Here is a 22,153-nt window from a genome sequence, read left to right on the forward strand (position 1 = left end):
TTTTACATGATTTAAGAATATATTATCCAACCAATTCTTTCAAATCTTCATCGTTCAATTGTTTACGAGCATCAGCCATCAACAAGAATCGAGTATAAAGTTTATCTAAATCTGGTTTTTCAAATTCATAACCTAATAATTGCAAACGGTGACGCAAGGCAGCACGTCCAGAACGAGAAGTCAACACAATCGCCGATGAAGGAACACCAACATCTTCTGGATTCATAATTTCATAATTCTGAGTATGTTTCAAGAAACCATCTTGGTGAATACCTGAAGAGTGTGCAAAAGCATTTGCACCAACAATTGCTTTATTCGCTTGTACTGGCATTCCCATCAAATTAGAAACAAATTGCGAGAATGGATACAAGTGTTTAGAATTGATTCCTGTGTGGTAACCTAAATCTTTATGCGTATTCAAAATCATTGCTACTTCTTCTAAAGAAGTATTTCCAGCACGTTCACCGATTCCGTTGATAGTTACTTCAACTTGTCTTGCACCAGCTTGAATACCCGCAATGGTATTAGCAGTTGCCAAACCTAAATCGTTGTGGTTGTGCATTGAAATTACCGCTTTATGAATATTCGGAACGTTTTCAAACAAATAGTTAATACGTTGGAACATTTGTTGAGGTAACAAATAACCAGTAGTATCTGGCAAGTTTACCACTGTTGCACCAGCATCAATCACAGCTTCTGTTAATTGTGCTAAGAAAACTAAATCTGCACGACCAGCATCTTCTGCGAAGAATTCAACATCTTCTACATAAGATTTTGCATATTTAACCGCCCAAACACCTTTCTCAAGAATTTCTTCACGAGTAGAGTTGAATTTATATTTAATGTGCGTATCAGAAGAACCAATTCCTGTATGAATTCTTGGATATTTTGCGTGCTTCAACGCTGCGGCTGCCGCATCAATGTCTTCTTTTTTAGCACGAGTCAGTCCACAAACAGTAGCGTTTTTAACTAATTTAGCAATCTCTTCAACCGAACGAAAATCGCCAGGAGAAGAAATCGGAAAACCAGCTTCGATAATATCTACCCCAAGTAATTCCAGTTGTTCAGCAACTTGCAATTTTTCTTCGGTATTTAATTGACAACCTGGCACTTGTTCGCCATCACGAAGGGTTGTATCGAATATTAAAATTTTCTGACTCATGATTCTTGTTTTTTGAAGGATTCTTATTCAAAAATAACACCTGATTGTAGAAAAAACAAATTTTACAAATTCGTCCTTATAGAATTAAATTCTAAAAAAAGTAAAAAATCAATCAGTTATAGAATTAAATTCTATACAATATTCAATTAAAAGAATTTAAAACTAATCATATCCAACTTTGGTGTATTATTTATTTCTTTGAAAAAATTGTTAAAAAAATAATCTCAAAGATAGTTGTCAAGCGAAATCCGTAAAAAATCCAATTTTCTGATAAATTTCAAAACACAAAAAGGCTTATCAATTTGTCAAACCCGAAATCCATGTTTAATTTTGATTAATTAACATAAAGCGAATAAAAATCGCCAAGATGATACCATGATAAAAAATAATTGGACTAGAGAAGAAATCGAAGAAATTTATAACCTCCCATTCATGGAATTAGTGTATCGTGCAGCCACTGTACATCGCCAATTCAATGACCCACAAGAGGTACAAATCAGTACTTTACTTTCAATCAAAACAGGTGGCTGTCCAGAAGATTGTTCTTATTGTTCGCAGGCTGCTCGTTATCATACAGATGTGAAAGTTCAAAAATTAATGGAACTTGACGAAGTATTGTCAGCAGCACAAAGAGCAAAAGATGCAGGAAGTTCACGTTTTTGTATGGGTGCAGCTTGGCGTGAAGTACGTGACAACAAGGATTTTGACAAAGTATTAGGCATGGTACAAGGCGTAAATTCTATGGGTTTAGAAGTTTGCTGTACTTTAGGAATGTTGAGTGAATCGCAAGCTGAAAAATTAAAAGACGCTGGTTTGTACGCATACAACCATAACGTTGATACAAGTGAAGAACATTACGAAGACGTAATTTCTACTCGTACTTTCGCTGACCGTTTAAATACTATTGATAATGTTCGTAAAGCGAAAATTTCAGTTTGTTCTGGTGGAATTATCGGTTTAGGAGAATCTGATGGCGACCGTATCGGAATGTTGAAAACCTTGGCTAATATGCCTCAGCATCCAGATTCTGTGCCAATCAATAACCTTGTACCCATCAAAGGTACGCCACTTGGTGACCAAGAACCAGCTTCTATTTGGGATATGGTTAGAACAATCGCTACTGCAAGAATTTTGATGCCAAAATCAATGGTAAGACTTTCTGCTGGACGTTTGGATATGACTTACGAAGGACAAACACTTTGTTTTATGGCGGGTGCTAACTCAATCTTCTCAGGAGATGTATTGTTGACAACGCCAAATCCAGCTGTGAAAAATGACCAAGAGTTATTTCAAATCTTGAGTATCAAACCACGTGAAGCTTTTAAAGATAGCAAAAAATCAGCTGTTGAATTTCAAGTAACGCCAACCGCAGGTAAAGCTTTGGGAATTGAAGAAGTAACAGTATTATAATCATTATTCACATCTAATTATAGATAAAATGGCTTTACAAATTGGTGAATTAGCTCCAAGTTTTACTTTATTCAATACCGAAAAAAAAGAAATTAGTCTTTCAGATTACAAAGGTAAAAACGTTGTTATTCTGTTTTTCCCTTTAGCATTTACAAGTGTTTGTACTGCTGAATTATGTGAAATGAGAGATAATATCGCTACTTATTCAAAGCTAAATGCTGAGATTATCGGTATTTCTGTTGACTCAATTTTTACTTTAGGTAAATTCAAAGCTGAACAAAGTCTTCCTTTTGATTTATTGTCTGATTTCAACAAAGAAATATCAACTGCTTACGAAAGCATTTATGAAAACTTTGTTTTAGGCATGAAAGGTGTTTCAAAACGTTCAGCCTTTGTAATTGATGGAAACGGAAGCATTCAATATGCAGAAGTACTTGAAAGTGCGGGCGATGTTCCAAACTTCGAAGCAGTAAAAGAAGTTTTAGCAAAATTATAAAACATAAAAAGCTCGATTTCTAAATTGAAATCGAGCTTTTTTATATTTTATATAATCGAACTAACGATTAATAATTATCCTTTTTGCGATTAAAAGAGATTCTGTATTGAGTCTCAACATGTATTCTCCTTCAGGCAACATTGTAAGGTCTAGTGTCCTATTACTATTCAAAGATGCTATTGTTCCTCTTCTCACCATTCTTCCTAATAAATCATAGACTTCATAAGTTGTGTTATTCCAATCATATCTAGCTTCAATTTTTAAAACACCATTACTTGGATTCGGATAAATTGATACTCCACGATCATCAAAATATCTAAAAGCATATTCTTTAGAAGTTGGAGAAAAACAAAATTTATCGCCATAGAAAAGTGTTTTATAGACATTTTTTGCAATTACACTCAGATTTGCTTCTTCAGTAAACCTAATAGGACTTCCCGAAAGAGCATTATTAACCACACCATTTACTTGCCAAACATACTGGTCGGCCTTGACGGCATTTACCGCAACAGTATATGGACTTAAACGAACGATTGAATCTACCGTAGGAGGATTCGGCTTTACTGCCACATAGACATTAGGGGAAATTACAGATTTGCAATTATTAATATCTGTTTGAAATGCACGAAATGCCCCAGACTGAGTTACTGTTAAATTCTGAATTCCATAACTTGTTACTCTTCCATTCTGAGCAGCTAACCATGTTGGCTTATTTCCAGAAGCTAAACTCATTTGCAAAATAGTATTATCTCCATCACAGAAAACACTGTCTTTACTCGTCACAATTGTTGGAGTAGTAGGTAATTGATTTACTGTAATTCTCATTGTAGGAGAATTAATTGAGTAGCAGTTATTATTATCAATTGTTCTTACGATATAATTCCCTTGCGTATTGATTTTAATAGCATTACTTGTAGCACCAGTACTCCATAAATATTTAACAGCATTTTGAGATGTTGAAGTTAAGACCACGTTGGTGTCAGCACAAAATATAGTTGGCCCATTAGCTAAAATACTTGGTGTAGGAGGCAAAGGATTTACGACAACTCTAATACCATCAGAGCTTGGCGAATAACAACCTTGATTATTGATTGTTCTGATGGTGTAGTTTCCTGAAAGATTAATTTTTATATTCTGGCTACTACTTCCAGTACTCCATAAATAATTAACAGCTTGAAGATTCGAAGAATTAAGTACTACATTCGTATCAGCACAAAATGTAGTTGGACCATTCGTCGTAATAGTTGGCTTTGGTGGTAATGGCTTAACAACGATTTGAACAACTGGAGAAGTAGGAGAAAAACATCCTTCCGTACTAATGGTTTTAACAGTATAATTACCCGAATTAATAATTGTTACATTCGGCGTAGTACTTCCTGTACTCCATAAATATTTATTGGCCTGTAAAGTAGAAGAAGTTAATGTAACATCTGTATCTGCACAAAATGTAGTTGGTCCACTAGCAGTTACGCTTGGAGTTGGAGGTAAAGGATTTACTACAATCTGAATACCATCTGAAGTTGGAGAAGCACAACCTTGAGAACTTACCGTTGTTACACTATAAGTACCAGAAGTGGTAACTTTGATATTTTGGCTATTGCTTCCTGTACTCCAAATATAGTTACTAGCTTGTAAGTTTGATGAGGTTAAAGTAACATCTGTATCTGCACAAAAAGTAGTTGGCCCACCTGCAGTAATAACAGGTTTTGCAGGTAAAGGTTTATTTGTAGTAATTACTGATGATGAAAATCCAGATTGACAACCAAACTGGCTAACGGTTCTTACAGAAAAATTTCCAGAAGAAGTAACTGTTATTGATTTAGACGTACTCCCATTGCTCCATTCATAAATAGAGGCATTATTTGCATTTAAGACTACACTATTCCCATCGCAGAAACTAACATCACCACTAGCAGTAATTGATGAAGAAGGAACAGCACTACCTACAAAAGAAATATATGGTACTTGAATGATATTCCCTACATTATCACTATAGCGTGCATAATACGTTTTATCAGTACCTACAGCAAGTGTTGCGTTGCGTTGCGTTGAGAATACTCCATTGGCAAAATTAGAAGCATTATTTGACCATTGATAGTTTGAAAAGCCGTCAGGCAAACTTACGTTTACTTGGTTATTACCACAACTAAAAGCTAAATCAGAAATTGTATTTGGTAATTGAGGTTTTGAATTACTAAAAAAATTATTGTCGAGTACATTATTCCAAGCACTTGCCAGTTGCTCTAAACCTACTCCATTAAAATGTACTCCATCTTGTCTGCCAGTAACTTGAATAAGGTCTGTATTGGGCCCTTGAAAAACATTATTGTTGGCTTGATTAATAACAGCTTGCTGCCCTTTTATAACATTTGCATCTGTCACGATAGGCGTACTACAAAAATCACAAGGCGTTGCAGAACCTCCAGAAGTCAAAGAAACTACCCAAGTAATATCTTTTCCAGCATCTGATCTTGATTTATTAATAACTGTTTGAAGATTTGAACGATATTTTTCACTATCTACTACTAATTTTTGATTGATAAAGAAATTATCTGATTCACCTTGACACCATAACACAGAACGTACACCTAATTGTGCAACAAAATAATGAAAGGCATCTGAGAGGTCTTGATAAGGGAGTTTATTTTTATAAGTATCTCCTGTATATGGATTAGGAGCTATATTTCCATTCGCTGTAGTTGCCCAAGTACTACTTGAAGTACCTTCGAAGGCAGCATTAAAAAACATTACAGGAACGTTCAATTTATTCACGAGTAAATCACCAAGTCTTCCCCAACACCAACCATTCATTCCTCTTGGAGCAATTCTACTTCCAGCCTCTAATTTTGAAAAAGGCGATAAATTAATATAAAAATCTCCTCCAAGATTGGTATCAGTTGCAGAACCAAAACAGTTTACCCTGTCGTTTGTCGCCCCAATTCCGGCAATATTGGGCATTCCTTGTGCATTAGATTGCCCAGCTATCACAAATACTTCCCCAACTCCTACTCTATCCACTCGTGAAGTTCCACCAATATTTGCGCCATTTAAACTTCCTCTTAATTCTAAACTATACCATCCTTGCTTAACTCTCATGACGGCACTAAAATTTCCATTAAGAGGTAAAAGTTTTATCACTGTCCAATCAACAGCTTCGCCTTGTCCAGCTTCCACAGGAATTAAACGGGCTTCAATTTTGTCAATTTGAGTAGCGTAAGTACCAGAAACCGTAATCTGAGAAAAACCCTCTTGATTACGTTGATATACAGCTCGGTTTTGCGGTGAAGTAATCTTTATCTGACAAAAAAGTAAAGTTGGAAAACAGGTTATTAATATCAGTAAAAGAATTCTTTTGGATAACATCATCAGAATTATTGTTTTGAATTTATCTTATGTAAGGATAATATTGTTTTTATCATAGAAAGCTTGCTTAGTCAGTCCATAATAAGTAAAAATACATAATAAAGTTCAGAAGTGTAGATTTTGTGTAAAACGAACTTATCTACTAATCTGTATCATTTTAGAAATTTTAAAGTTATTATTCGTTGCTCTTAAAATGTATGAACCTTCAGCCAAGGTGCTCAAATCCAAGAGTTTCTGAGAATTTAACAACTCTATCTTTGTTTGCAAAAGCTGTTTACCATCTATACTATAAATTGTAATGGTGGTATTCTCTAATTCATATCTACTTTCCAAGGTAAATTTCCCGTTCGATGGGTTTGGATATATCGACAGCCCCTTATCGTTGTAAGCTGCTAAATCATAACTAGCTATTTCCGAAATACAAGTTAATGGATTTACACTTCCTTGAATTTGATAAAGATTTCTAGCTTGAACTGTATAATTTCCTGCTTCGATTGCTCTGATGACAGTATCTTTTGCTGAAGTACTCAATACTTTCCCTTCATACTTCCAGATAAATTCAGTTGGTAATGTTGATGTCTTTACACCCAATGTATAAGTACCTTTTTGAACAATACTTACCGATGTTGGATTATCTTTTTTAGTCGTTTGAATCACATTTGATGATTTTGATAAACAACCTTTATCATCTCTTACAAAACCTTTAACTAATTCTGTGCCAGTAACTTTTATCAAAGACGGATTATTGTTAGTAAGTACATTGTTTCTTTCCCAAGTAAAAGTATATTTTTGGGTATCCGGAGCAGTCAAATTGATATTAACACTAGCGCCATCACAAAATACCACATCACTCAAAGCACTAATTGTAGGTGGCTTTGGCAAAGGATTAACGAAAGTCGTAATATTATCTTTAGAAATTGGAGATAAACAATTATTGGCTCCTCGAGTCTGGACGGAAAATGTACCTGCTTTTTTAACTACAATACTTTGGCTAGTTTCGCCAGTACTCCATAAATAGCCTGAAGCTCCTTCATTTGATGCAACCAAAGTAACACTTTGTTCATCGCAAAATTCCGTTGAACTATTGAATGAAATAGTAGGCGCTACTGGGCGAGGCTTTATCGTCAATTTTATTTCATTTGAAACGGGTGATTGACAAGCATTTTTATCAACTACTCTCAATTTATAAGACCCTTCGTTATTTACAGTAATTGTGTTTGTTGGAGTAATATTAGGATTAGCACCAATCCATTGATAAATAGGGTTTTCGGCTTCTGTTGTACTTTGTATTGAAACACTTGTTCCAATACAAAAATTAACATCATCAATCGCTTTAATCACAGGTGCTTTTGGTGGAGTATTTGCTTTTACAGTAAAGCTTGGTATTTGTATAATGTTTCCATTTGAACGAGTGACTCTCGCAAAATAAGTTCCTGCGGGAACATCTACAGTTCTGCTAGTATATTCTTTATAGTTCTCTTCATTAACCCACTTATATTGCTGATAACCTGTTGGTAAGCTTAATCTCACTAAATCAGCAGAAAGGCATTCTAAGGCAATACTTGGAATTGTATCTGCTGAAATTGGTTCAACCGTTTCAAAGAAATCTTTGTTATCAACAGTCAGCGTTTTTATCCATGCGTCGGCTACGTCGTCTAAACCTTTTCCAAAAAAATGCACACAACGATCTCTTTCCCCAATAAAATCTACTTGAATATTATCTGTAAATGGACCAGGGAAAATCGGTCTGAGAGCATCAGTCGTAATTGCTTGATTTTGTGCATTTACGATAATGGGAGATGGTTTGGGTGGAGATATGATAGAATCGCAACCTCGTTGACTTGAATAAGAAGTACGAGCTACAACCCACGCCAATTTATTGGTTCCTAAATCCTGACGACTCTTTTTGATTAAGCGTTGAAGATTATCTAAATAATTTTCAATCGTTACTGGAGCTGGCTTACCTTGGGCTATAGCCTCCAGATTAAGTAAATTTTGTGTTTCGCCTTCTATCCAAAGTACCGCTCTCACACCTAGATTGATTCCATAATAGCGTAAAACAGCATTCAAATTTTCATAAGGAAAGCCAACAGGTAAATATCGAGTAGGAACATCTATATCCTGAAAATCGTTGAGTACTGCCATATTTGGATTCTCTGCACTTTCTCGCCAAGCCCTAACAGAAGCACCGCCCCAACCTGTATTAAAAAACATAATCGGTACATTCAATTTTGAGGCTAAAGCATCACCAACTTTTCCCCAATAATATGGACCAAGACCAAGTGGACCAATAGTAACTTTTTTACTTAATTGAGAAAATTGAATAATTGAAAAATTAGACGTAGTATAAGTAATATAACTTGTGTTTTGCGGGTCGAATCCTGCTTTGTAAAAGTTATCTCCAAAATCTTTCAAAAAATCAGCACAGTTTACTCTATCGTCAGAAGCAGGAGTTTCGTTTGCAGAACGCAAGCCACTTCCTCCAGCATTTGACTGTCCAGCAATTACAAATACTTCACCAACACCTACTTTTTCTATCTTTGAAATAGCACCAACTACTTTACCTCTTAAAAGCCCTCTTACTTCCATAGAATACCAACCGCCTTTTACTGTAATTGAACCTTTAAATAAGCCCCCAAGTGGGTTAGCTTTTAATAATGTCCAGTCTATTGCAATACCTTGTCCAGCTTTTACAGGAATCATTCTTACTTGTATAGTATCAATGGGTTGCGAATAGCTCCCAGCTACAGCTACGATAGCTTCGTTTTTCAAATTGCGTTGAAATACTTGTCGGAGTACGGGAGAAGTAATCGTAATTTGACCTAACAATAATGTCGGAATGCTGATGAGCAAAAATATCAGTAACAATCTATTAAACATATTCACTGAATTTAAAGATAAAAATTGTTTGTGAAGTGTAAGACGCTAATAGTCAAAAAAGCGTTGCTTTCATCATCAAGAATCGATGTGCAATCGTAGAAAAATCCTACAAAAATAGAGAAAGCATCCCATAATCTGAGATGCTTTCTTTACTTTATTTGAAAATTTATATAATAACAATCAAGAGAAAAGCCACTTAACGACTGCCTTTTTTGAATTTTAGAGAATAGGAATTCAGTAATCTTAACAGTACACACGAAAATTTACTTAATTTTAGCTAATAAATAAATTAATAGCCAATGAATTCTTTGAAAGAAAACCTGTTTTTAAAAACCAGTTCAGTATTAAGTCCATTCAAACTAATCAGTATTTTATTATTTTCATGTCCGATACTTTTATTTTTTTATTGTTTTTTCACCTTCTCTACTGATTTCCCATTCAATGATGACATCGTATTAAACAACTTTCTTTTACTTCACGAAAGGCTAAGTTTTACAGAGAAAATACTTTCATTTTTCCAGCAATATAACGAACACAGAATAGCCTATACAAAGCTAATCATGTTTTTATACTACAGTATTGTGGGAACATTGAACTATAAAGTATTCATGTTGCTAGGAATATCGTCAATATTGTTTTTACTAAGATTACTTGTAAAACAGTTTTCGAACATGAGTTACTTGGCTTTAGTGCCGATCAGCATTTTGCTGTTTTCACCATTGACACACGAGAATGCGCTATGGGCAATGGCATCTTTACAAAATTATACTGTTGTGTTATTTATGGTACTTGCCATTTATTTTATTACACAAAATAAACTAATCTTGAGTATTGTATTTTTTGCACTATCGGTTAGTACCAGTGCTTCCAGTATGATTTTAGCTCCAGTAGGCTTTGTACTGTATTTATTACAACGAGAAAATAAAAGTGCTTTTTATTGGCTAGTAGTCTCTATCATTGCAATATTTCTTTACTATACCAATTATACTCAACCTGATTATTATCCAGGCAAAAGTGTAATTCTTGAAAGACTAAAACACCCTAAAGAATTAATAGCGATTATAGCAATGCCAAGTTTATTAATCGAACCTATTTTTTCTCAACATAAAATAAATACAGCCCTTAATTATGCTTTTGGATTCCTTATTTTCTCATGTTATATCTCTTTTGGTATTGAAGTATTAGAGAGTTACTTTAAAAAAGAAAAAACAACGAAACTATTCCTTTTTGGCATCACAACAATTTGTCTGGCGATTATCGTATTAACTTTCTTTTTAAGAAATGGGAAACAGGAATCAAGGTATATGATTTATCCCTTGTTATTAACGGCTTGTACTTATTTATATCTTTTTTCAAAAATCAATGCTTTTGTAAAAGACACCGTTTTCATAAAAATATTTATATGGGTTTCTGTAGCTTTTTCTTTTGTCTTTATGGCTTATACTTATGCCATTTCTCTTTCAAAATTTGCTAATAAAAGAATCGAGATGCAGGTTTTCAGTGCTAATTTCGAATTGAATAACAGGTATTTTTTCTTTAGGAATGATTCTACAAGAACATTTGACGACCATGAAACAATGCAGCCAGTATCGCTTTCGAAACTTCCAATAAAATTTCCAAGTGGATTACACGGCTTTAGAAAAGGCGATATGAAATTCATCAACGATGTAATGGCAGTATCTTTGAAGCAAGGCGTTTGTCGATTTACGCCTGAAACTGATTCTTTAATAAAGAAAATGCTTGTGGAGACTTCGATTGAAAAAAACAAGCAATCTTCAAAAGGTCAATTCGAATTTCCTTTTTTTATTGTTAGAAATCCAGCAGGTTTTACATATCATGGTTTTGACGAAAGTGTTTTTGTCTTATTTAAGTCTAATAAACACAACATTCTTTTCCCTGTAAATAAAAAAGCTTCTTCAATAAAAACTATCTTAAAGAAAGGTGATTTCATTCAAAGTGATTTTGAAGAAAAAATACATTACTCAACGCTACCAAATGACAAGTATGAGATTTATCTTTTTAGCTTTTATAACAACGAAGTAAAAATCTTAGCCAAATCACACTACGACTTAAATATCACCAGTACAGCAGCCATCAATTGAACGGACTCATAGGCATAAAATAAAGAAAGCATCCCAATTATGAGATGCTTTCTTTATTTTATCTGAAAAATTATCAAACGGTAATAATACCTATCAATTATTAGTCAGCTACAACTGTGAATTTCACTTTGTGTTTTACTTCTTTGTGTAAGTCAAGTGTTGCAGTGAAATCACCAACAAACTTCACTTCAGAATCCAAAGCAATTTTCTTTCTATCTACATCAAAACCTTTTTCTTTCAAAGATTCAGAGATTTGGATAGTAGTAACACGACCAAAGATTTTACCGCTTTCACCTACTTTCGCAGCAATTGCTAAAGTAATATCACCGATAGCTTCTGCCAAAGCAACTGCATCCATTTTCACTTTTTCAGCTTTGTGAGCTACTTGCTTAATGTTTTCAGCAAGAATTTTTTTGTTTGATCCCGTCGCTTGAACTGCGAAACCTTGTGGAATCAAGTAGTTACGTCCGTATCCTGGTTTTACGGTAACTACGTCATTTTTATAACCGAGACCTGCGATGTCAGTCTTTAAGATGATTTCCATTTTTTTATTTTATTAAGATATTAGGGCTTTACTTCGAGGCGACAGTTAAACTCTCAACCTATCTTTTATTACCTAAAACCTATTATCTAAAACCTTATTTATGATAACTATTTCAATCCGTCAGCCACGTAAGGCATTAAAGCCAAGTGTCTAGCACGTTTGATAGCTACAGCTACTTTACGTTGAAATTTCAAAGAAGTACCAGTAAGACGACGAGGAAGAATTTTTCCTTGTTCGTTTACTAACTTCAATAAAAAGTCAGGGTTTTTGTAGTCGATATATTTAATGCCTGATTTTTTGAAACGGCAATATTTTTTGCGGATTACGCTTTTGTCAACTGGTTCGTTTACTAATGTCATGATTTCAAAATGTTGAATTTCGTGAATGTCTTACTTATTCTGCTTTAGCTTCTGCAGCAACTGGTTTCTTACCTACTAAACCTTTTTGCTTACGCTCGTTATATGCAACTGCGTGCTTATCAAGAACAGTTGTCAAGAAACGAATCACTTTTTCGTCACGCTTGTATTCAAGTTCCAATTTAGCTACTAACGTTCCTTCTGCTTTGAATTCAACGATGTAATAGTAACCAGTTTGTTTGTTTTGAATAGGATACGCCAGCTTACGTATTCCCCATGCTTCTTCATTTACGATTTCAGCATTGTTATCCGTTAGGATTTTTTTGAACTTTTCAACGGCATCCTTTGTCTGCTGTTCAGACAAAACGGGAGTTAAGATGAATACCGTTTCATAATTACGTAATTCCATAAGTATGTAATGTTGTTTTAAAAATTGGAGTGCAAAATTACACATTCTGTTTGTAATTACAAAATGTTACCAAGAAAGTTTTTGATAATCAGCAAGATAGAGTTGATATTTGCAGGATTAGTTAATTTCTCGCCCCAGAAATAGCAGTTCCTCTTTGTTGTTCTGATACTTTGCTGTTGATTTTATAGCCTAAAACTTTGATTTCTGTTCGTCTATTAAGTGCATGTTCTTTCTCTGAACAATTTACACCATCCTTACAATGATTCAGTAATTGGCTCTCGCCATAGCCTCTAGCAATAATTCGTTCTTGGGCAATTTTACCTTTATTTACAATGAAATTAACGGCTTCGTCAGCACGTTTTTGAGATAAAACCATGTTGTAACCTTCATCAGAACGGCTATCAGTATGAGACCCAAGTTCTACTTTGATACTTGGATTATCTTTCAGCAACTGAATTAAATTATTCAATCCCGCCCAAGCATCTTTTCTGATTTGCCATTTATCAAAATCATAATGAATATGTTCAACGCCAAAGACATCATTCAAATTAATCTTTTTCATACTCATCGAAGCCTCTATTAAACTACTTTGATTAGACAGTTTACTGATATGCTCAATATCAATTCCCGAAACACAAAATGCTTTGCTGGGATTTTGTAGATAACAAGCGGCATTAAAGCTAGCACGCTGAGTCAGGTACTCGTCGAATTGGGCTAAAAGTTCATATTCATTTCCTTTTTCAAGCTTAAAAATTGCATAGCCATTTTCAACGATACTTGAGTCAACCCTTTGAGGCTTATTTTTCGTATATAGTTTTAAGAAAGTGCCTTCTAAACTTTTATGATTTTCAGCATCTAATACTTTCAGTTTTAGGTGAAAATATGACTTACTGGCAGACTGAACATCTTGTGAAAAAACACGAGTAAAGCTCATCAACAAGAGCAAAAAAGAAATCGATTTCATCTGATTAATTCGTTTAAACAGTACATTCGTTCGGACGCTTTTAGCTCACGATTTGATGGTTTTCGATGAAAATAAAAGATAGGAGCAAAAAATTGAACAAAAATTTCAGCTTTAAAAAAAGTAATTACTACGCTTATCGTAAATTTATAACGAAAAACACGGATTTATCTTTCTTAATGTAAGTATAAATTTCAACATGACTTTGCGCATTTGGCAATGTCGTTTTTACTAATATATTTGTAATGAATTTAACCGCCATTAAATTTCATGAGAAAACCACTATTCTTTATCATCTCGATACTGTGTATCGGGCTGATGACTAGTTGCGATGAAAGCATAACACCTTTAGAAAAGGTTGTTCCTTCAAGTGTAAAAAACACTTCTATTAGTTCTAGCGTTAAGCAAACGTTGGTCAACGGGTTTTGGCAATACAGCGAGATTAATATGCTGGCTGGTACCAAAAACAAGATGTTATTTTCAAGACAAAATAATATTGGTTTGAGTAATACGATTTCAAAAATTCAAATCAATTTCAAACCCGATGGTACAATAACAAGCCTTCAACAAGGTTTAGTTTTGCAAAAAGGAAAATGGAAGTTGCTCAATAACGATAAGCAACTAGAACTTGCTATCGAAAATCAGCCCGCAGAGCTTTACGATATTGTTACTTTCAATAAGGATGTTATTGAATATCATGCTGTTTTAAAACAAAGTAACACAGATGATGCTACTTGGTCGATGAATTTAGCATTTTTAGGCGTATCTGCCACTTCGGTCACAGAAATCGTAACTGTTTATAAACTATCGCCGATATAAGATAAAATACAAGACTTCTTGAAAAGACCTGTGATGTTTTAAATCGTCACAGGTCTTTTTGTTGTATCTTTACAGCCTGTTTTTACAGAAACATTACATGAGAAAACCCTAAAATATATTATGCAGCACGATATTATCGTAATCGGTGGAGGAATCGTTGGGCTTGCTACCGCTCTAAAAATCAAGGAACAACGACCAGAAATGAAAATTTTGGTTCTTGAAAAAGAACGTGAAGTAGCCGTTCATCAAACAGGTAATAATTCTGGTGTAATTCACTCTGGGCTTTATTATAAACCTGGTTCTTTGAAAGCAACCAACTGTATTAGAGGCTATCATCAACTTATTGATTTTTGTAATCAAGAAAATATTCCTTACGAATTGACTGGAAAAGTTGTAGTGGCAACCAAACACGAACAACGCCAACAATTAGAAAACCTTTATATCCGTGGTCAACAAAATGGTCTGGAAGGTTTACGTAAAATTTCAGCTGCCGAAGTAAAAGAATATGAACCTTACGTTACTTGTGTAGAAGGAATGTGGGTACCACAAACTGGTATTGTTGACTATAAAGTAGTTTCGCAAAAAATGGCGGATAAATTAAGAACGCTTGGTGCAGAATTACTCTTTAATGAAAAAGTGACAGGCGTAACCAAAGGACATTCTTTATCAATCATCAAAACTGAAAGAAATACTTACGAAACCAAATTGGTTATCAATTGTGCAGGTTTGTATTCTGATAAAATAGCGCAAATGTCACAAGACAGACCGATTGATGTGCGCATTGTTCCTTTCCGTGGAGAGTACTTTAAGATTCGTCCTGAAAAACATTATTTAGTAAAAAACTTGATTTATCCTGTTCCTGACCCAAATTTCCCATTCCTAGGAGTACATTTTACTAGAATGATGCGTGGTGGAATTGAGGCTGGACCAAATGCAGTATTAGCATTTAGAAAAGAAGGTTATAAAAAATTAGACATCGACCCAAAAGAATTGTGGGATACACTTACTTGGGGTGGTTTCCAGAAAGTAGCAGCAAAATATTGGGAAACTGGTTTAGGAGAAATGTACAGAAGTTTCTCGAAAGCAGCTTTCACTAAGGCTTTGCAAGAGTTAATTCCAGATATTCAAGAATCAGATTTAATTGAAGGTGGTGCAGGTGTAAGAGCACAAGCTTGCGACCGTACTGGTGGTTTACTCGATGATTTCTCAATCATTGAAGATGAAAAAGTAATCAATATTTTGAATGCTCCTTCGCCAGCGGCAACGTCGTCTTTATCTATCGGACAAACTGTTTCTGAAATGGCATTGAAGCGATTTTAAATAAACATAATATATCAAAAACAGCCACAGAATTCTCTTAAATGAGTTTTGTGGCTGTTTCATTTTAAGCCTATTGCATTATTGAGAACTTATTTTTTGAGCTTTGGGTTAATAAGTAGTCTTTAATTCAGCAAATTACCCACATGAAAATACTTTACCGTTACCTCAAAAAATACCAAACTACTGTTTTGGGAGCATTGCTCTTAGCTGCAATCAATCAAATCTTTTCATTACTCGACCCTTTCATTTTCCGAAAAATCATTGATGATGTTGCCACCGTTTATCGTTCCGATAATCACACCGTTCAAGAATTCCTTTATGCCATTTTACCACTTTCTGGTGCTTCAATCGGAGTAGCTTTTGTGAGTAGAGTCGCTAAAAACTTTCAAGATTATTTCATCAGTACTGTTACTCAACGAGTAGGAGCGCAAATTTATGCCGATGGTATTAGCCACTCGCTTGAATTACCTTATGAATCTTTTGAAGATCAACGTTCAGGTGAAACTTTGGGCAAATTGCAAAAAGTAAGAGTTGATGTCGAAAAACTAATTTCGGTCGGAATCAATATTCTTTTCCAATCTGTCATTGCTTTGATATTTATCTCAGTTTATGCCTTTTCGGTTCATTGGATGATTCTGCCTTTATTCTTGGTAACAGGGCCTTTGATTGCTTGGATTAGCTCTGTTTTGAGTAAAAAAATTAAAACCATTCAAATTCAAATTGTAAAAGAGTCTACAGGTTTGGCAGGTTCTACCACTGAATCTTTACGGAATATTGAATTGGTAAAATCACTAGGTTTAGCCAAACAAGAAATTGCCCAACTTAATGCTACCACGCAAAAAATCTTAGCTCTCGAACTCAAAAAAGTACGTTATGTTCGTTCGATGTCTTTCGTGCAAGGCACTTGTGTAAACTTCATTCGTGCTTTGATGGTGTTGGTTTTAATCTATTTGATTTACGAAAACAAAATCACCATTGGTGAATTTTATTCATTGAATATTTACTCTTTCTTCCTTTTTGGACCTTTACAAGAAATTGGAAATGTGGTGAATACTTATCGTGAGGCAGAAGTATCATTACAGAATTTTGAAGATATTTTTAAAATTCCTGTAGAAGTAAAACCTACAAATCCATATCCAGTTATCAGCATTGATTCTTTGGCTTTTGAAGACGTTAAATTCCGTCATCAATCTGCTAATAAAGATGCTCTTCGCAAAATTTCTTTTGAAGCTAAAAAAGGCGAAACCATTGCATTTGTGGGTCCATCAGGTTCAGGGAAATCTACTTTAGTGAAATTATTAGTAGGTTTATATCGACCGAAAGAAGGAAAAATCCTATTCAATGGACATAACTATAATGAAATTGATTTCGACCAACTACGTGAACGCATCGGTTTTGTAACGCAAGATACTCAACTGTTTTCAGGGACAATTCGTGAGAATCTATTATTCGTGAATCCATCTGCAACAGATGAACAATGTTTGGACGTACTGAAAAAAGCGGCTTGTAATACGCTGTTAGAACGTGCTGATAAAGGACTCGACAGCGTTATTGGAGAAGGTGGCGTAAAAGTATCAGGTGGTGAAAAACAACGTTTAAGTATCGCCAGAGCTTTATTGCGTAATCCGAATTTATTAGTATTTGATGAAGCGACTTCTTCTTTGGATTCCTTAACTGAAGAAGAAATTTCAGAAACTATTCGTGAAGTATCGGAAGGACATACACATCTTACCATCGTGATTGCCCACAGACTTTCAACGATTATGCACGCCGATAAGATTTTTGTATTAGAAAAAGGTAGAATTGTAGAAAATGGGTCGCATACTGAATTACTCGACAACAAAGGTTTGTATTATGCGATGTGGAGACAACAAGTTGGTGAAAAAGATTCTATTGAACTAGAGTAAAAATTCGAATCAGTGATTTAATATGGAACGTATTAAATCACTGATTTTATTCACGTTCCATACTTCTTTTCACATCTTTTTCTTTGATAGAATCACGCTTATCGTATAGTTTTTTACCTTTTGCCAAAGCAATATCTATCTTTGCAAAACCTCTGTCAGAAATATACATTCTTGTCGGAACAATGGTTAAACCTTGGTCTTTCAATTTATTCTGTAATTTCTTAATTTCTTTTTTTGTCAATAATAACTTGCGGTCTCTGAGTGGCTCGTGGTTATAATGTGTTCCTTCGTTGTACTTCGAAATATTCATTTGTCGGATGTACAATTCCTCATTCAAGAACAAACAATAAGCATCCGTCAAATTTACTTTCCCCTGACGAATCGACTTAATTTCTGTTCCCATCAACATCACACCAGCCGAGAATTTTTCAATAAAAAAGTACTCGAACGATGCTCTTCTGTTTTTAATTTCTATATTTTTTTCAATGCTTTCCTTTGCCATCTTGATATAGTTTAATCTGTTTTTGAAAAAGTGTAGGGAGAATTCTTGCTAAAAAAAGCCATACAGTAAATCTGTACGGCTTTTTCTTTGACAAAATTATAAAAACTTTAAAGAATAATCTTAATTATTTCTTTTCTGGTCCTTTTTTCTCAGCATATTCTTTGTTTAAGCCTTCTACGATTTCTTTCGTTCTGTCAGCGCTATCGTCAGCAAAAAGAATTCCACCGCCACTCAAAGTATAACCTAATACGAATTCAAATTTGTTTTCAGCATTGTGTTTTTTGATGTATTCACGAATGTTAGCATACAATTCTTGCATTTTTTTGCCTTGTTCTTCGGCTAAAGCTGCTTGTTTTTGTTGGCTGTATTGCTGTAATTCAGAACCTTTTTTCTTCAACATCATGTCGGCAGCTTGTAAATCTGCTTGTGTCATTGTTTGCGCTCTTTGTTGAATTGCTTGTAATTCACCTTGAAGCGATCTTTCACGTTGACCTAAATCTACTTGTAAGCGGTAGCCCTTATTTTCAAATTCTTTTTGAGCATCCTTGTAAAATTGATAGTTTGCCAATAATGAATCTGTATTGACATAAACTGTTTTCTTTTCGCCACTAGCGGCTGATGAAGAAGAGCCAGAAGTAGCAGTTTCCTTGTTGGCAGATTTATCACACGAGAAACATCCAATTGCTAATAAGCCACTGCACAAGATTAGGGATAATTTTTTCATTTCAGTTAAAGCCCCTGCCCCAAGGGATAATTTTTGAATTATGTTTGTCTTCGGTTGGGGTATTTAGAAGATAAAAATTTAACAAATATACTAAATTTGTGGCAATTTGAAAATGAAGTATTCAGCACAATATTACACTGATAATCAAACAGTTAATATCAAAAAGCACGCTTACCAATAAGTTATTTAATTGTTAAGAAGTTACAATTTAAGTGCTTTCATTCATTTTCAAAGCCTTCGTGCCAATTATTTATTGAGTGAACTTCTTACCAAGTAACCACTCATGCCTGCAAAACCGCCTACTAAACCGCCAATCAAAACCGTAATAGCGATTAAAAGACCAGCATTTCCATTCAAAGGTAAAATGCTTGCAATTTTGCTAGAAAGGATGCCATCTGTAGCAATATGATAATATAAAGTTACCAAAAGCCAAAGCATTGCAATGCCGCCTGCTCCTTTTCGGAAGGCTTCTCCGCTAGATTTTGCCTGTAAATAACAGGCTGTAAAAGACGCCAATGCAATTACCCACCAATCAAAAAAGTATTGACTCACAAAAGCCAACATAATAATAATTGAGGTTAGTGGACTAAAAAATGCTGAAACTAGTTTTCCTAAAAAAGTAGTTTCTTTATCGCTTGTTGAAATATTATTTATCATCTTATTATCTGATTTGTATTTTAAAATTATGCCCTTACTTCGTTAGCTTGATTGTTTTTTTGATTCTTGCTGACTTCTCGTTTTTGTTTTGCAGGAATAATAACTCATTGAGTTTTCCTTGTCGCCAAGTTTCAATCATATCATCATAATGCGGACTGCCCGGATTGCCCGATTGCCCACCCGGAATTACACCGTAACCTTTCACAGCATTGTTTTTTCCTAATTGTATAATCATTCTCCAAGATGGACCTGTACGTTCGGTTGTGGCATTGACAATCCCTGTTCCTCCGCCAATATTCACGTTCATTTTACTGAAAGCATCCAAACCGGGAATTAAATGTTTGATGTCAGTAGATTTATAATTTGCCCAAGCCCAAGTATCGCCCATATCGGCTTTTTGCCATTTGGTTAAACTATCTAAAGTAGCGGTTAAGGAAGTACTCGCTAATTCTTCCAGCGTTTCTACTTTGTTTTTTGTATTTACATTATCAAACCATTTTGCTGTTGGCTCTTGTTTGATTAACTGAATAGTTTTATCCAAAGATGGATACTTCATCGGAATATTTTCATCGTAAGCAAATTCATCTTTCCAGATAGATTCGTACAATAAATTCGACCATGTTTCAAAAATCGTTGGTGCTATTTCGGCTACATCATTTTGCTTATTCCAAGTTTGTAATACTTTAATGGCTTTGGCTTGTTTGGCTGTTGGTGCTTTTACCAAGCTGATTAGTTTATCTAATATCCCTGCCGCTTTAAGATTATAATTATCATTTTGCAAAGCTCTTAAACTATCTACTGTAATCTTACTCATACTCTCTAAACGCTGATTGATTCGTCTGCCACGTTGTGAAGGAGCAAATTCCCAATTGATATAATATGGATAAGTTGGGTCGGTAGATGATTGATTGGCTGAACTCACAAAACCTCTTGCTGGGTTTTTCACATGTGGATTGTGTGCATGAGGAATAAATCCTTGCCAATCTGCCATTTTATCTGTTCCATCTAAAATGTACTTTCCTTGTAATTTAGCTTTCAATGGAAATTTGCCATTTACCCAAAGTGCAATGTCGTCTTGATTACTCGCAAAGACAAAATTCTGTGCTGGAGCAGCGTAGAAGCTCAAAGCTTTTACATAATCATCATAATTTTTAGCACGATTTAACTGATAGAATGTCGTTAATTCTTGCGATTTATCATGTGCAATCCATCTTAGTGCATGACCCGTCGGAATATTTTTCTTAAATGGTTTTTCATTATCTAAATACACGATTGGTCCATGATGTGTAAATAAAACGGTATCTAATACAACGTCTCCGTTTTTCATAATATATCTTTCAGGACGCTTGGTAATCTTTTTCCATTGTCCGTCGTGCCAATATTCATTCATTTTGGCATCTTTAAATTTCACTTCATACCAGTCAACAATATCAGCCCCTACATTGGTTACTCCCCAAGCGATGTCCTTATTAAAACCACTAATTACATTCGGAGTACCCGGCATAGTAGCACCATAAACATTAACATTGGGACCAACCAATTGCATTTGATACCAAATAGAAGGAAGACTTAAAGTAAGATGTGGGTCGTTTGCTAAAAGTGGTAAACCCGAAGCAGATTTACTTCCGCTTACTGCCCAGTTGTTTGAACCAATGCCTTTATCACGTTCGGTACTGGCTTTCATACTTCCAGTTCCTACAAAGTCGGCTGGTGCTTTTGGTAAAGGGAGTGGCGTAAAATCTTGTGGTGTTCCAGTTGGAATAATCGGACTTTCTTCAAAAGGATAATTCGGAAAAAGTTCTTCAGCTACTTCTCTGCCATATTTTCTCAAGATATTCGTCATGCGTAAATCGTCTGTGCCAGAAGCTAATACGAAAGACATATTTTTCAAGAACAAAGCACTTTTGATAGGCGTCCAACGCTCTGGTTGATAACCCAACAATTTATATTCTACGGGTAATGTTCTTACTTTTAGCTGGTCGATGTACGCATTCACTCCTTCTGAATAAGCTTCTAAAGCTACTTTCGACTGTGGGTCTTCCATCATGCCTGCTAAAGATTTCTCCGCACCATATACTGCCCCCATTCTACGGTTGTACTTATCAGATTCCAAGGCTTTTTCACCCACAATTTCCGTCAGCCTACCTGCTGCATAATGCGTTTGAAATTCCATTTGCCAAAGTCTATCTTTCGCCGTAACGTATCCTTGCGCTAAGTATAAATCATGGTCATTATTGGCAAAAATATGCGGAATGCCAAGTTCATCGTATTCAATGGTTACTTCATCCTGCAAACCTGCTAATTGTAAAGAACCCTCAACAGGTTTATCGCTCAAAGGTTTTTCGGCATTTACCCAAAAACCTGTAAAAGGACTCAGAAAACGCCCAAAGGCAGGAGCTGTTCCCCAACCTCTATTAAGTGCATAACATAAAGCAATGGTGAAAGCAAGCGAGGCAATGGCTTTAGAATATTTCATTGAAATCAGTGAATGTTAGTTTGACGATAATTGCACTAATTTAGAGAAATTTTATATTAAACATA

At 34.9% G+C, this 22,153-nt stretch carries 17 protein-coding genes; 6 read left to right on the forward strand and 11 right to left on the reverse strand.

All coding sequences use genetic code 11. The features are described 5' to 3' along the window. Positions 1-22 precede the first annotated feature (22 nt). Positions 23-1,162 carry a 2-isopropylmalate synthase gene (locus ABID42_RS05550; protein ID WP_367282802.1) on the reverse strand — a complete coding sequence of 380 codons (1,140 nt, stop codon included), beginning with the start codon at positions 1,160-1,162 and terminating at the stop codon, positions 23-25. A 375-nt stretch (positions 1,163-1,537) separates the two neighbouring features. On the opposite strand from ABID42_RS05550, the gene bioB reads away from it, so the two are divergent. Both bioB and ABID42_RS05560 read left to right on the forward strand, forming a co-directional pair. After that, positions 1,538-2,572, forward strand: coding sequence for a biotin synthase BioB (gene bioB, locus ABID42_RS05555; RefSeq protein WP_367282803.1), 1,035 nt, complete (start codon positions 1,538-1,540; stop codon positions 2,570-2,572). A gap of 28 nt (positions 2,573-2,600) precedes the next feature. Continuing rightward, positions 2,601-3,068, forward strand: coding sequence for a redoxin domain-containing protein (locus ABID42_RS05560; RefSeq protein WP_367282804.1), 468 nt, complete (start codon positions 2,601-2,603; stop codon positions 3,066-3,068). A gap of 60 nt (positions 3,069-3,128) precedes the next feature. Here the strand turns inward: ABID42_RS05560 and ABID42_RS05565 are convergent, their stop codons facing one another. Both ABID42_RS05565 and ABID42_RS05570 read right to left on the reverse strand, forming a co-directional pair. After that, on the reverse strand, positions 3,129-6,434 hold the full coding sequence (locus tag ABID42_RS05565) for a T9SS type A sorting domain-containing protein (RefSeq protein WP_367282805.1): 3,306 nt from the start codon (positions 6,432-6,434) through the stop codon (positions 3,129-3,131). A 132-nt stretch (positions 6,435-6,566) separates the two neighbouring features. Further along, entirely contained in the window at positions 6,567-9,311 is a 2,745-nt protein-coding gene (locus tag ABID42_RS05570; protein ID WP_367282806.1) for a T9SS type A sorting domain-containing protein, read from the reverse strand. Positions 9,312-9,610: 299 nt separating this feature from the next. On the opposite strand from ABID42_RS05570, the gene ABID42_RS05575 reads away from it, so the two are divergent. Continuing rightward, complete coding sequence (locus tag ABID42_RS05575; RefSeq protein ID WP_367282807.1) at positions 9,611-11,413, forward strand: hypothetical protein; 1,803 nt, start codon at positions 9,611-9,613, stop codon at positions 11,411-11,413. A gap of 100 nt (positions 11,414-11,513) precedes the next feature. On the opposite strand, the gene rplI is transcribed toward ABID42_RS05575, so the two are convergent. The 4 genes from rplI to ABID42_RS05595 all read right to left on the reverse strand — a co-directional run bounded on the left by rplI (position 11,514) and on the right by ABID42_RS05595 (position 13,686). Beyond that, positions 11,514-11,957 carry a 50S ribosomal protein L9 gene (gene rplI / locus ABID42_RS05580; RefSeq protein ID WP_323258579.1) on the reverse strand — a complete coding sequence of 148 codons (444 nt, stop codon included), beginning with the start codon at positions 11,955-11,957 and terminating at the stop codon, positions 11,514-11,516. A gap of 107 nt (positions 11,958-12,064) precedes the next feature. Beyond that, positions 12,065-12,316: a 30S ribosomal protein S18 gene (rpsR, locus tag ABID42_RS05585; protein ID WP_184137058.1), complete on the reverse strand. Its 252-nt coding sequence runs from the start codon at positions 12,314-12,316 to the stop codon at positions 12,065-12,067. Positions 12,317-12,350: 34 nt separating this feature from the next. Continuing rightward, positions 12,351-12,722 (reverse strand): 30S ribosomal protein S6, encoded by a 372-nt coding sequence (gene rpsF, locus ABID42_RS05590; protein WP_323258580.1) that lies wholly within the window; start codon positions 12,720-12,722, stop codon positions 12,351-12,353. Positions 12,723-12,843: 121 nt separating this feature from the next. Continuing rightward, positions 12,844-13,686 (reverse strand): OmpA family protein, encoded by an 843-nt coding sequence (locus tag ABID42_RS05595; protein ID WP_367282808.1) that lies wholly within the window; start codon positions 13,684-13,686, stop codon positions 12,844-12,846. Positions 13,687-13,953: 267 nt separating this feature from the next. On the opposite strand from ABID42_RS05595, the gene ABID42_RS05600 reads away from it, so the two are divergent. From ABID42_RS05600 to ABID42_RS05610, 3 genes are all read left to right on the forward strand, one after another. Continuing rightward, a complete protein-coding gene (locus ABID42_RS05600; protein WP_367282809.1) occupies positions 13,954-14,502 on the forward strand; it encodes a hypothetical protein in 549 nt (182 codons plus the stop codon). 120 nt (positions 14,503-14,622) lie between these two features. Beyond that, complete coding sequence (lhgO, locus tag ABID42_RS05605; protein WP_323258583.1) at positions 14,623-15,822, forward strand: L-2-hydroxyglutarate oxidase; 1,200 nt, start codon at positions 14,623-14,625, stop codon at positions 15,820-15,822. Between the two features lie 143 nt (positions 15,823-15,965). Next, positions 15,966-17,729: an ABC transporter ATP-binding protein gene (locus tag ABID42_RS05610; RefSeq protein WP_367282810.1), complete on the forward strand. Its 1,764-nt coding sequence runs from the start codon at positions 15,966-15,968 to the stop codon at positions 17,727-17,729. A 46-nt stretch (positions 17,730-17,775) separates the two neighbouring features. Here the strand turns inward: ABID42_RS05610 and smpB are convergent, their stop codons facing one another. The 4 genes from smpB to ABID42_RS05630 form a co-directional block, all read right to left on the reverse strand. Further along, positions 17,776-18,231, reverse strand: coding sequence for an SsrA-binding protein SmpB (gene smpB, locus ABID42_RS05615; protein WP_184137047.1), 456 nt, complete (start codon positions 18,229-18,231; stop codon positions 17,776-17,778). A 124-nt stretch (positions 18,232-18,355) separates the two neighbouring features. After that, positions 18,356-18,955 (reverse strand): OmpH/Skp family outer membrane protein, encoded by a 600-nt coding sequence (locus ABID42_RS05620; protein WP_323258585.1) that lies wholly within the window; start codon positions 18,953-18,955, stop codon positions 18,356-18,358. A gap of 246 nt (positions 18,956-19,201) precedes the next feature. Then, positions 19,202-19,612 (reverse strand): hypothetical protein, encoded by a 411-nt coding sequence (locus tag ABID42_RS05625; protein ID WP_367282811.1) that lies wholly within the window; start codon positions 19,610-19,612, stop codon positions 19,202-19,204. A 34-nt stretch (positions 19,613-19,646) separates the two neighbouring features. Further along, positions 19,647-22,088, reverse strand: coding sequence for a penicillin acylase family protein (locus tag ABID42_RS05630; protein WP_367282812.1), 2,442 nt, complete (start codon positions 22,086-22,088; stop codon positions 19,647-19,649). Positions 22,089-22,153 lie beyond the last annotated feature (65 nt).

The organism is Arcicella rosea (assembly GCF_040543805.1).
In the GTDB taxonomy this organism is placed as follows: domain Bacteria; phylum Bacteroidota; class Bacteroidia; order Cytophagales; family Spirosomataceae; genus Arcicella; species Arcicella rosea.